Source organism: Aedoeadaptatus coli (assembly GCF_900343085.1).
Classification (GTDB): domain Bacteria; phylum Bacillota; class Clostridia; order Tissierellales; family Peptoniphilaceae; genus Aedoeadaptatus; species Aedoeadaptatus coli.
Genome location: NZ_OPYI01000003.1, coordinates 64420 through 77894, shown reverse-complemented (window position 1 = coordinate 77894; position 13475 = coordinate 64420). Strand labels below are relative to the sequence as shown.

Sequence of the window (13475 nt, the reverse complement as noted above, 5' to 3'; positions counted from 1 at the left end):
AATGGCATATGTACCAATACCAAAAGATTTGGACAAGATTAAAACAAAGGTTGCCTTTAACTTAACCAAAAGACAACTTATAGGTTTTTCTGTGGCAGGACTAATTGGTATACCAACCTATTTATTTATGAAGAAATATCTACCTAATGATGTTTCTATCATTGTAATGCTAATAGTAACCCTGCCAATCTTTTTTATAACCTTATATGAAAAAGACACCTTAACTTTTGAAAAGTATTTTAAATTTTTCTATCTTCATAAGTTTTATCAACCTACTAAGAGAATAAGAAAGGAGGCATACCTTGAAGCAAAGAAAAAAGCAAATCAGCGACTTAAATCTAAGGGAAAAACAATTAAAAAAAGACCGAAAGGAAGTAAGAAAGCTAAAAACAAAGAAAGATCCAACAAATAGTCTTCTAAGTGTAATTTTAAATAAAGAGAAAAAGAGATTTACAGTTGAGGATACAATTCCATATATAAGAATGTTACCAGAGGGCATTTGCCAGTTAGATGAAAAAAATTATTCAAAGACAATTTCATTTCAAGATATAAATTACCAGTTGGCATTGGAAGAAGATAGAGATTTAATCTTTAACCAATTTGCCAACTTTTTAAATTCTTTTGATCCGAGTGTCCACATTGAACTTTCATATGTAAATCAATTAGGAAGAAATAAAGACCTACAAGATGCAATTAAAATTGCTGATAAGGGAGACTTTTATGACGATGTAAGAAAAGAGTTTAGGGAGATGTTAAAGCTTCAACTTGCAAAGGGCAATAACGGACTTAAAAAGATGAAGTATATAACCTTTACAACAGAAGCCGATAACCTAGAGCAAGCAAGAGCAAAGTTAAATAGACTTGAAGTAGATATTTTATCCAACTTTAAATCTATGGGAGTAAGAGCAGAGAGTCTTGATGGAGAAGAAAGACTAAGACTTGTTCACGATATGTTAAATCCAGACAAAAACTTTGATTTTTCATATAAAGATTTGAAGAAAAAAGAGTCTACAAAATCACATATAACTCCTAATATCTTTAATTTTACACCAGCAAATAATTTTAAATTTGGCAAATTCATTGGAGCAGTAAGCCATTTTCAAATACTTGCAAGCGAGTTATCAGACAGAATGTTATCTGAGTTTTTAGATATTGATGACAATATTTATGTAGCTTTTCATATAGATGTAGTTGAACAAGCAGAAGCTATTAAACTCATTAAGAGAAAAAATACAGACTTGGACAGAATGAAAATTGAAGAACAAAAGAAAGCAGTTCGTGCTGGATATGATATGGATATTATCCCTTCAGATATAAATACTTTTGGAGCTGATGTTAAGTCCATGTTATCTGACTTACAAAATAGAGATGAAAGGCTCTTTGTAGTTACCATAGTAATGATGAATTTTGCTAGGACTAATCAAAAATTAGAAAACACTATTGCTCAAATTTCATCAATTGCTAATAGACATAATTGTCAGGTAAAAAGATTATCTCACCAACAAGAACAAGGACTTGTTTCTGTCTTGCCTCTAGGAGTTAATCAAGTCGAAATAAAAAGATTTTTAACCTCATCATCAACGGCAGTCTTTATGCCTTTTACAACAGAAGAGCTATTTATTGATTCGGCAAATTCTTTGTACTATGGCTTAAATGCCCTTAGCCAAAACTTGATTATGGCAGATAGGAAGAAACTAAAGAACCCTAACGGATTAATATTAGGAACACCAGGTTCTGGTAAATCTTTCTCGGCAAAGAGAGAGATGGCAAATGCAATTCTTGTAACAGACGATGATGTAATTATTTGTGATCCTGAAGGTGAGTATTCAAACCTTGTAAAACAATTTAATGGAGAAGTTATTAAAGTTTCAGCAAAGTCAAAGGACTACCTAAATCCATTAGATATTAATATGAACTATGGAGATGGGGACGCACCTTTAAAGGATAAGGCAAACTTCATAATGTCTATGCTTGAACTTGTAGTAGGAGGATCTGGTCTTACTGCTGCAGAAAAATCTGTTATAGATAGGTGCTTACCAAAGATATATCAAAAATATTTTGAAGACCCAAAACCAGAAAATATGCCTATACTAGGAGATTTATACGATATGCTCCTATCTCAAGAAGAGGGAGTTGGTAGGAAACTCGCAACAGAAATGGAAATTTATGTTAAGGGAAGTCTTAATGTATTTAATAATAGGTCAAATGTTGACTTAAATAGACAACTGCTCTGTTTTGATATAAAAGAGCTAGGGACACAACTTAAAAAAATAGGTATGCTTGTAATTCAAGACCAGGTTTGGAACAAGGTTTCCCTTAATAGAGGAAGCAAGTCTACAAGATACTATATAGATGAGTTTCACCTTTTATTAAAAGACCCACAAACTGCCTCATATTCAGTAGAAATCTGGAAAAGATTTAGAAAATGGGGAGGTATTCCAACAGGTATAACTCAAAACGTAAAAGACCTTTTAACAAGTCAGGAAATTGAAAATATCTTTGATAATACAGACTTTGTTCTAATGTTAAATCAAGCATCTGGAGATAGAGATATTCTTGCTAAGAAATTAAAAATATCGCCTTATCAGTTAAACTATATTACTAATTCAAACGCAGGTGAGGGACTATTATTCTTCGGGAATACTATTGTTCCCTTTATAGATAAATTCCCTAAAGACACCATGTTATATAAGCTAATGACAACAAAACCAGAAGAAGCTAAGTAGGTGTGATATGGATAAAAAACTAAAAAAAGATTTTCAAAAGAAAATTATACGAAATAGGGACGCTCCTGAAAAGAATATGGATAGTAAACTTGTTCATTCAGATGATTATACCAATAAGATTATTAAAACTAAGGATAGGTTCGGAGATAAAATTTCAGAAAAAGAATCTAAACTTATTCATGAGAATGTAATAGCTAAAGATCAAAAACAAGATAAATTAAAAGATTTTCAGAAGTCTAAAAACAAGGAAAGAATTAGAAAAGAAGTTTTAGAAAATAAGGATAAGGCTGAAGGAACAAAACAAGCCAATCTTGAAATAAGGACAGATGAAAGCTTTAAACTTGATGAAGACTTAGATGTAGACTTCAAAAAGGTAAATTTTGATAGTGAAAACAGTAGAAATATTAATTCTAATAAATTAACAACAGATGATATTTCAGCTAAGGCTCAACCAAAAAGCAATAAGAAGGTATCAAGTAAAAGACAAGTTCTTAAAAATTATGAGGATAAACTTATCCATAGTAAGGATAAATTCCAAGATAAAATCAACGAGAAAGAGTCTAAGCGAATCTACACAAGCGAAGATAAACCTATCGAAGCAAAGAAAAGCAAGAGAATATATAGAAAAGATAAGCTTGTTAAAAATGAAGTAAGTAAGAACGAGAGTAATACTAATATCGATAAAAAGCAAAAGCAGAAGCTTTATCAAGAAAAGAAGTTTAGGGATAAGGAAAAAATTTCTAATGAAATAGATAAAGAAAATAAGCTAAGCAAAGTTGATACAGATAAAACTTTTGATAATTCTGAGCTTAAAGACAACAATCAAAAATTTATAAAAGATGAAAAGGAAACAAGCCTTAAACCTTCAGAACAAAAGAAAGTTAATAAAAAGAAGACTTACTACAAGAGAAAAAATTATGAAAGTGATAAATTTACTCGAAAGAAAATCGATGACTTAAAAAATGAATCTAAGAAAGTTACGCCGAAAGATTCTAAGAAAACACAAGATGTTAAAGACTTTATATCAGATAAAAAGATTGTAGAGCTTGAAAAGTCTAAAAGCAAGCTAAAGGATAATATTTTAAAGAATAAAACTAAAGGAAGTCTATCTTCTGGGGTTTTATTATCTGGAGCTAAGTCATCAGAGTTAGTGAGAGATTATCTAAGTTCAGGATCTGACAATACTGGTGTAGAATCTGGAGAAAAAGTCGCTAATGTAAGCTCTAAACTCCAGCATGGAATAAGGAAGTATAAGTTAGACAAAAAGAAAAAGTCCTTAAAAAAGCTATCTAAACTTGATAAGAAAATAAAAAAGAGAAAAAGCAAGTTGGAGTTTAAAAGTGGCTTGGAAGATTTAAAAAAGTCAGATGCCTATATAAAGAAAAATAGATTTAAAAAGTTTTACCAGAGAAAACAAATGAAAAGCATGATAGCTAAAAAGCACGAAACAAGACTTGTGGATAGAGTTAAAAAAGCTATTTTAAGTTTAGGTAAGGCTTCTAAAGAGCTAATCGTAAGAAAAAGTAAGATGGTTCTATTTCTAGTAATAGGAATAGGTCTTATGCTATCAATCATGATTGGTGGTGGAAGTGTTGGTATGAGTGGATTAAGTAACTCTGTTAACTCAGTAATGACAACAACATACCTATCACAAGATACAGTTCTAAGTGAAGTTAATCAAGAATTTTCATCAATGGAGTATGACCTACAATCACAAATCGAAAGTGTAAAGACAAGTCACCCTGGATATGACGAATATATCATAAACAAAGAAGGAGAAATTGGTCATAATACCCATGAACTTTTATCCTATATAACTTCAAGATGTGGAGAAGTAAAATCAGCATCTGAAGTAAAAGGAATTCTAAAAGAACTTTTCGATAAGATGTATAAGCTTGATTTTAAGGAAGAAATTGAAATTAGAACAAGAACAGTAGCAAGAACTAGATATGATAGTCGTGGTAATCCTTATACTAGCTATGAAAAAGAAGAGTACGAATATAAAAAGTTAATTGTAACTTTAAAGAAAAAAGAAATGGATGAAGTTGTTAGGGAAATATTTAAAGATTATCCAGACAATGTAGTTCATTATGAAGCTCTTCTAGAAGCCAAGGGGAATATGGGAGATGTTTTTGGATCAGGTAATGGGGACTTAGGAGAAATAGTAGATAATCCAAACTTTGGAAATCCTGGTCTTGCTTTTGATTCAGCTACTGCCAAAGCCTTATTTAATGAAGCAGAAAAACATATAGGTAAAAGATATGTGTTTGGAGCAAGTGGACCATCTAACTTTGACTGTTCAGGTTTTGTATGTTGGTCATTTACAAAGTCTGGTGTAAAGAGAATGCCAAGAACAACTGCATGGAGAATATACAAAGACTATTGTAATCCAGTAAGTCCAAGTGAAGCTCAACCTGGAGATATTATATTTTTCCACTCAACATATAACAGTGGAACACCAATATCTCACGTAGGAATATACGCAGGTAACGGAATGATGATTCACGCAGGAGATCCAATTCAATACACATCAATAAATTCAAAATATTGGAAATCACACTTTTATGGTTTTGGAAGACCAAGATAGAAGGGAGATATTATGTGAACAGAAAACTTATAAGTATTAGAAACAAAAAGAAAAAAATAGAAGAGAAATTGAAAGATTTAAATGCAAAATACAAGGAAATTTGCGATGAAGAAATACAAGTTGAAAATGAAGAAATAATTGTAACTCTTAGGAGGAACAATATTAGCTTGGAAGAATTAATGGAGAAAATCAATGATAGAAAAAGAGAAGAAAAATTAAAAGAAAAGGAGAACATTCATAATGAAGAAATTTAATACGAACAGACTAAGAGCCTTTTTTATGGCTCTTTTATTAGTTTTAACATCAACCTCAACTACTAATGTACTAGCTAAAGCTGATGATACAGATGGTAGTAAAAAAGTGATAGAAAGTTCTATTAGTAAAATTAGTGATTTAGAAAATCAGATTAAAGACTTAAATGATAAGAAACAAGAAGACCAATCAAAGATAGATGAATTAAAGGAAAAGTTAGAATCTTGCAAAGATAATGGAGAGAAACTAAAACAAGAAAAAGCTAAGCTAGAAGAAGAGATTAGAGATAAAGATAATAAGATTGCTCAATTGAATAAAGAAATTGAGGATCTTAAAAACTCCAATAATGATGAACTAATAGCAGAAATTACTCAGCTTAAAGATGAATTAAAAAGATTACAAGATGAAAATGCAAAACTAAAAGAAGATTATTCATCTACAAAATGGGAGTTAGAAGCTGAGAAAGAAAAGACAGATAAAAACGAAAATAAAATCAAAGAAATGCAAGAAAAGCTTGAGTCTTTAGAAGGGAAACTTGCAAAAAAGACTAAAGAAATTGAGGATAAAGATAATAGAATTAAAGACTTAGAAAAAGTTCTTGAAGAAAAAGATACTAAGATAAAAGACCTCGAGTCTAAAAAGAAAGAAACAGAAAATTCTAAGTCAGAATGCTTTAAGAAGATTGAAGAGCTTCAAAAGGCTATTGATAGTTTAAAAGAATCTTCTGAAAATACGAAAAAAGAATTAGAAGATAAGATTAAAGGACTAGAAGAAAAACAAAAAGCTTCTGAAGAAGAAATTAAAAAGCTAAAAGAAGAATTAGATAAGAAAATCGAAGAAGCAAAGAAGTTAATCGAGGAAGCAAATAAAAAAGCTAAAGAAGAACTTGAAAAGCAGGCTAAAGATGAAAAAGAAAAAAACCTAAACCAAGACCTATCTAAGAAATTAGATGAACTTCTAAAACTCCAAAAAGAAAACAAAGAGAAGAAAGAAGATAAGAAATCTCAAGATAAGAAGTGGGACGAACTTTTAAAAGCTGATGACAAGAATATTCTAAATCAATTTGATCTTAACAAGATGAAAAAGCAAGAGGAACAACAAGGCAAAAAACAAGTTAAAGATGAAAAAGAATTTGCAGTTTTTCAAGTAGACAAAAACTTTTATAACATTATCAACAAAGATGGTAAGACAACAGTCTACATGGATGTAAAAACTTATGTGGATCAAGGAAGAACTATGATTCCAGTAAGATATATTGCTTATACTCTAGGTTTTAATGTTGAGTATGACAACTCTACTCGTGAAGCTATTTTCTCAAATAAAGAGAATAATATCCTAGCTAAAAAGACATTAAGACTAAATATTGATACTGGTGTTATGAAAGATTCAGATGGAAAGGTCTACAATTCAGATGTTAAGCCAGTGATTATAAATGGAAGAATTCATGCTTCAATTTCAAACATTGCCAAAGCTTTCGGAGCAAGTCATGGAGATATTAAAGATGGCAAAAATCAAACAATAGAATGGGACAATGCTAGAAAAGCAATCTATGTATTTAAAAATGTAAAATAAGAAAGGATATAAAAATGAATATGAGCATCAAACGAGGAGTAGCCATAGCGTTACTCCTTTTTACATTTACAGTACCAGCAACTACATTTGCGATGACAAATGAAGGACAAATAGAAAGTCAAAATGATTCAATATATGAACCACAAAAAGAAGAATTTGAAAAAATGTTGAAAGATGATGTTTTTACACCATCAAAAGAAGAAATTCCTTATCAAGATGTTCCAAGAATACCAGGAAATACAAGTGAAGCAACCAAGCCTTCAAATAATCCTCCAAAGAAAACACCACTTGTAAAAGGTGGTAATACAAAGGCAGTAAATAATCTTGCGACACAAGAAAATAAGGCAAGAGGTTCAGTAATTGAGAATGTAGATAGGAATGGAAAAGACATTACACCAAGTGGAGATACAGAAAAAGATAAAGAAAATCCAGTAGATGTAAGACAATTTTTAACATTTCAAACTAAAAGTGGAAAAACTATGCACCTAATAGTGGATCACTCATCAAACCAAGATAATGTAAGGCTATTAACAGAAGTAGGAGAGCAAGACCTACTTAATATGATTGAATCAGAAGATAAAAACACTATAAAGGTTGAAGAGCCTAAGAAAGAAGAAGTAAAAAAAGAAGAACCTAAGACTGTTCCAGTAAAAGAAGAAAAGAAAAGCGGAATAGGTTCATTTCTAATTATTGCACTTGTAATTGGAGGAGTTGTAGGAGCAGGATACTATTTTAAGGTAGTTAAAGCAAAAGAAGATAAAATGTTGGAAGATTTTGAAGAAGATGATGAGTATATTAGTGAGTCAGAAGATGAGTCTGACAATGAAGAAAGTCATGAGGAATCTTTAGATGAAGATGATGAACTATTATAAGAATATTAAATTTAAGTACAATTGAACTTTTGTCACGGATATGATACAATATCCGTGACGAAGGAGGATTGTAATGAGTTCATATACAGAAAAAATATCAAACAAAATAAATAGTTTTGACTCACATAAAGTATTTTTTGCTAATGACTTTTTAGATATTGCATCTAATGCTACGGTTAGACAAATATTAAAAAGATTAGCAGATGAAGATAAAATTAAGCGTGTTATTGATGGATTCTATTACAATCCAAAATACAGTGAATTAATCGGAGAGTATGAAGCAGTATCAATTCATGAATTAGCACTTGCTATAGCAAGAAAATACAATTGGAATATTGCACCATATAATAGCACAGCCTTAAACTTATTAGGAGTTTCAACACAAGTACCAACTCACTATAAATATATATCTAGTGGAAGATATAAAGAATATAAAATTGGAGATACCATTTTAGAATTTAAAAAAGTAAATCCAGGAGAGATTGCTAATATGTCTTTGAAGACAGCGACTGCTATTCAAGCAATTAAGTCTTTAGGTAAAGAAGATATAACCAGCGAAGTTATACAAAAGATAAGAGAAAACCTAACTGAAAAAGAAAGAAAAGACTTAATGAATGAGTCAAAATCAGTTCCATCATGGATATATGAAGTAATAAGAGAAATTTCTGAGGGTGAAAATGAATAAGTTTTATATAGAAAACAAAGAAGACTTAAGAGTTTTAATAGTCAATACTGCAAGAAAGAAAAATATATCTGAAGCAGTAATTTAAAAAGACTATTGGGTTACTTTTATCTTAGACTATCTATTTAATGAAAATAAATGGAAAGAATATTTTACTTTTAAAGGTGGAACATCATTGTCGAAATGTTTTGGACTTATAGAAAGATTTTCTGAAGATATAGATCTAATCTTAGATTGGAGAGTATTAGGCTACGAAGAAAAAGAACCTTGGTTAGAAAGATCAAATACTAAACAGGATAAATTCAACAAAGAGGTTAATAAAAAGACAGAAGTATTTTTAAGAGATGAATTTTTAAAAGTTTTAGAAGAAGATTTAAATGACATGGACTTTGAATTTTGGGTAGATACAATAGATCCACAAACCATTCTGTGTAAATATCCTAAAATTTTTGAATCTAACTATTTGACACAAAATATAAGACTCGAAATAGGAAGTCTTGCAGCATGGACACCTGCAATTGAAGTGGAAATCCTGCCAATAATTGGAGAAGCCTATCCAAATGTATTTAAAGAAAAAACTTGCATAAGAACAGTATCAGCAGAGAGAACTTTTTGGGAAAAAGCAACAATTTTACACCACGAAGCAAATAGACCAGAAGCTTCTCCTATGCCCCACAGATATGCAAGACACTTTTATGACTTATATAAAATATCAAATTCAGATTTTAAAAACAAAGCCTTAAAGGATAAAGACTTATTAAAGAAAGTGACTGAATTTAAAATGAAATTTTACCCTAGGAAGTGGGCAAAGTATGAAGAAGCATTAGATGGTAGATTAAAATTAGTCCCAAGAAAATACCGATTTTCTGAAATAGAAAAAGATTATAAGGCTATGTCAGAAATGATATATGGAGAATATCCAAACTTTGAAGAGATTATAAAAGTTCTTCAAGAACTAGAAAAAGAAGTTAATAAGTAAATCGAATTCTCCCAAAAATAATATAATATTCGGGAGAAAATCTTTGAGCGAGAGAGAAATCTTTCGCTCTTTTTTTATTTATGGAGGTATTAATGAAGTTAGTAATAGCAGAAAAGCCAAGTGTAGCAGTTACAATTGCAAAAGTAATTGGAGCAAGAATAAGAAAAAACGGATACTATGAAGGAAGTGGATACATTGTTTCCTGGTGTGTAGGTCATTTAATTCAAATGGCAAGTCCAGAAAGACACGACGAAAAATGGAAAAAATGGTCAATAGACACTCTTCCTATAATCCCAGAAGAATATATTTATGAAGTATCTAAAAGCACTAAAAAACAATATGGAGTTTTAAAGAAACTTTTAAACGATAAGAACACCGACACAGTTATAAATGCTTGTGATGCTGGAAGAGAGGGAGAACTTATTTTTAGGCTTGTATATAATCAAGCTAAATGTAAGAAGAAGATTCAAAGACTTTGGATATCTTCAATGGAAAACAAAGCTATTGAAGATGGCTTTAGAAATCTTAAAGACGGAGAAAACTTTGAAGACTTATATAGATCAGCAAGTGCTAGAGCCACCTCTGATTGGCTGGTAGGAATGAATCTAAGTAGGCTTTATTCTTGCATTTACAAGGAAACATATTCAGTTGGTAGAGTACAAACACCAACCCTATATTTAATAGCTAAAAGAGATAGCGAAATAAACCTATTTAAGAAGAAAAAATATTATACAGTTGACCTATCTTATAAAGGATTGAAACTTGTATCGGATAGAATTGATAGAATTGAAGTTGCAGAGCAACTATTAAATCTACTAGAAGATGAAATAGTTATTACAGAGGTAGAAGATAAAGAAATAATTACAAAACCAGATAAGCCTTATGATCTTACTACCTTACAAAGAGAAGCAAATAAATATTTTGGATATTCAGCAAATGACACTTTAAACCTGGCACAAGGCTTGTATGAAAAGAAGCTAATCACATATCCAAGAACCGATAGCAGGTATTTAACCGATGATATGGCTAATACTATGAAAGAATTATTAGAAGGACTTGAAGATGATTTTAAAATTAATGAATCAAACTTTAAGTCTATTTTTAATTCTTCTAAAGTTACAGACCACTATGCAATTATTCCTACTATATCAGGAATTGGAAAAGCCAAAAATTTATCTGATAAAGAAAGCAAAATCTATAATTTAATTAAGAATAAATTACTTGCTTCATGTTCGGGTAACTTAAAGGAATCTAGTAGAAAAATTAGATATGAATATGATAAATTTAACTTCAATGCAAGTGGCAAGACTGTAATCGATGAAGGTTATACAAAGTATCTAAAGACCTATGGAAAGGGAAAACAAGAAAATGAATTACCAGATATAAAGACTGGAGATAAAATTAAGCTAACTTCTAAAAACATATCGGAAAAATTTACAAAAGCTCCAGGTCATTATAATGAAGATACACTTTTAAAGGCTATGGAGAATGCAGGGATTGAATCACTGGATAAAGATATAGAAGTTGAAAGAAAAGGCTTAGGAACACCAGCTACAAGAGCAGGAATTATAGAAAATCTTATCCATAAGGATCTTATAAGAAGAGATAAGAAAAATCTACTTGTAACAGAAAAAGGCAATAGACTTGTATCGATTGTAGAGGATAAGTTTAAGTCGGCAGAAACAACATCTGAATGGGAAATGAAACTTGCAAAAATTAGATCTGGCGAAGTAGATAAAGAAGACTTTTTAAGAGAAATAGAAGATAGTATAAGGGAGCTTGTAGATAGATACAAGAATAATCTAAATGAATAAGGTAAAAATATTAGAGCTTTTCGGTGGCATAGGTGCTATTAGAAAGGCTTTTATTAATTTGAAAATACCTTATGAAGTAGTTGATTATATAGAAATAGATAAGGCTTGTGTTAAATCATATAACGCACTTTATGGAGAAGATTATAAGCCAAAATCAGTTGTAGGATATAAAGCTCCTAATGAGAATATAGACCTAATTATGCATGGCAGTCCTTGCCAAGACTTTTCAAGAATAGGAAAAAAGCAAGGAGGAGTAAAGAATTCAGGAACTAGATCAAGCTTACTATTTGAAACAATTAGAATAATTAAAGAAATGAAAGATAAACCTAAATGGATAATTTGGGAAAATGTAAAGGGAGTCCTTGATAGAAATATGAGGGACTCCTTTTTTATTTATCTAAAAGAACTAGAAAACCTTGGATATGAAAGTAAGTATGAAATATTAAATGCAGTGGACTTTGGGATACCTCAAAAAAGGGAGAGGATATTTGTTGTTTCATGTCTTGGAGCAAATAACTTTTCTTTTAATAAATTGGAGAGGAAAGAAACCAGACCACTAAGTGAATTTTTAGAAAAGAATGTAAGTGAACTTTATACCATGACCCAACCTTATATGCTTAAATTTTTAAATAAAGGCATAGATAATAGTTTTAGAGGGCGACTAAAAGTGATTAAAGATTTTTCTTATACTATTTCTACAAAACAGATGAGAGTACCTAATTCTGGAATAATAGATATTGGAAATGGTAGGTATAGGTATTTAACAGAAAGAGAATGTTTAAGACTCATGGGTTTTGATGACAGTGATATTAACAAACTAGAAGACGCACATCCAAGAAGAAAAAATTGCACTTCAAGCAAACTATATAAGCAGGCCGGCAATTCAATTGTGGTTGATGTTTTAATGGCTATTATAAAAGAAATTCGTAGAATGGAGGTAGGAAATGCAAGTAAATGATTTTAAGAATATACAAGAAGCTATAAAGTATGAAGTTTTGCAAGATGAAAAAGAATATTTAAAACTCTTAAAGGTTATAGGCAATAATCAGAAGTATGATTTTTCTAGCCAACTAAGTATATACAACAAAGAACCTGAAGCTAGAGCTTGTGCGACTTTTGATATGTGGAAAAAATATTTTGGAAGAGTTGTTATGAGAGGTCAAAAGGGTATTCCAATTTTAGTTGGAAGTGATGTAAATCAAAGTATTTCATATATTTTTGATATTAGTCAGACCACATCAATGGATAGGAATATTAATGAGGTTAGCTTATGGCAGTTTGACCACGAAAACCATAAGGAGGCTTTAAAAGAAATAATAAGAGATTCTTCATTTGAAGCTAGTGATTCACTCAATGAAAATATATTTTCTTTAAGTCGAATTTATGGAGATGAATATATTAACTTGGCTCTTGCTGATTTGAGAATAGATATAGAGGATAGACTTAGTTTTGAAAAGTTTATGAGAGACTCAATATCCTATGCGGTAGCTAATAGGTTTAATACAGTCTATCCTGTGGATATGGAAAATTTAAAAAATAATTTTTCTAGGATTAATACAATTTCTTTAGAACAGATAGGTCTTGTAATATCAAGGGTTAGTGAAGATATTATAGATAGAACAATAGAAAAATCTAAGGAAATGGATCGTGCTAGGCTGCTGACAGAAAGGGCCGATGCCGACTATAATAGAGATATAGAAAATACAAATGAAGATAGAGGAGGTCAAGATGATTTATATAGACGAGATGATAGGTCAAGAAATAGAGATGGACGAGTTTTCACAGATGGAAGCGACAGAGGAAATAGCGATGAAGATCGAAGAGAAAACCTTGGACATGATGGAGAAGGATCTGGAATTTATGGAGAGATTTCCGAATCCAACATACGCAGTTCTAAGACTGTCTTACCTGGTAGGGAGCGAGGACATGGAGGACTGGAAGAAACTTCAGGAAATGTACGAGGAGAAAACACTTTTGAACCATCTGAAGGA

9 protein-coding genes and 1 pseudogene are annotated in these 13475 nt (G+C 30.8%); all 10 read left to right on the top strand.

Annotated features, from left to right (window positions below; all coding sequences use genetic code 11):
• The first annotated feature begins 1 nt into the window (after position 1).
• A complete protein-coding gene (locus DG046_RS02320) occupies positions 2 to 412 on the top strand; it encodes a PrgI family protein (RefSeq protein ID WP_004827263.1) in 411 nt (136 codons plus the stop codon).
• The gene (locus DG046_RS02315) at positions 324 to 2726 is read left to right on the top strand and encodes a VirB4-like conjugal transfer ATPase, CD1110 family (RefSeq protein WP_412835130.1); all 2403 of its coding nucleotides are present in this window, start codon (positions 324 to 326) and stop codon (positions 2724 to 2726) included. The genes DG046_RS02320 and DG046_RS02315 overlap by 89 nt, the downstream gene beginning before the upstream one ends.
• 7 nt (positions 2727 to 2733) lie before the next feature.
• The gene (locus DG046_RS02310; protein WP_108830983.1) at positions 2734 to 5313 is read left to right on the top strand and encodes a CD1108 family mobile element protein; all 2580 of its coding nucleotides are present in this window, start codon (positions 2734 to 2736) and stop codon (positions 5311 to 5313) included.
• Positions 5314 to 5327: 14 nt separating this feature from the next.
• On the top strand, positions 5328 to 5567 hold the full coding sequence (locus DG046_RS02305; protein ID WP_001080402.1) for a hypothetical protein: 240 nt from the start codon (positions 5328 to 5330) through the stop codon (positions 5565 to 5567).
• Entirely contained in the window at positions 5554 to 7137 is a 1584-nt protein-coding gene (locus tag DG046_RS02300) for a stalk domain-containing protein (protein WP_108830982.1), read from the top strand. The genes DG046_RS02305 and DG046_RS02300 overlap by 14 nt, the downstream gene beginning before the upstream one ends.
• A 14-nt stretch (positions 7138 to 7151) precedes the next feature.
• Positions 7152 to 8009: a CD1107 family mobile element protein gene (locus DG046_RS02295; protein ID WP_108830981.1), complete on the top strand. Its 858-nt coding sequence runs from the start codon at positions 7152 to 7154 to the stop codon at positions 8007 to 8009.
• A gap of 73 nt (positions 8010 to 8082) precedes the next feature.
• Complete coding sequence (locus DG046_RS02290) at positions 8083 to 8694, top strand: DUF6088 family protein (RefSeq protein WP_108830980.1); 612 nt, start codon at positions 8083 to 8085, stop codon at positions 8692 to 8694.
• A pseudogene (locus tag DG046_RS02285) lies at positions 8687 to 9670 on the top strand (nucleotidyl transferase AbiEii/AbiGii toxin family protein). Before DG046_RS02290 ends, DG046_RS02285 begins: the two are co-directional and overlap by 8 nt.
• 92 nt (positions 9671 to 9762) lie before the next feature.
• Positions 9763 to 11484 carry a DNA topoisomerase 3 gene (locus DG046_RS02280; RefSeq protein WP_108830979.1) on the top strand — a complete coding sequence of 574 codons (1722 nt, stop codon included), beginning with the start codon at positions 9763 to 9765 and terminating at the stop codon, positions 11482 to 11484.
• The gene (locus DG046_RS02275; RefSeq protein WP_108830978.1) at positions 11477 to 12442 is read left to right on the top strand and encodes a DNA cytosine methyltransferase; all 966 of its coding nucleotides are present in this window, start codon (positions 11477 to 11479) and stop codon (positions 12440 to 12442) included. The genes DG046_RS02280 and DG046_RS02275 overlap by 8 nt, the downstream gene beginning before the upstream one ends.
• The last annotated feature ends 1033 nt before the right edge of the window (positions 12443 to 13475 follow it).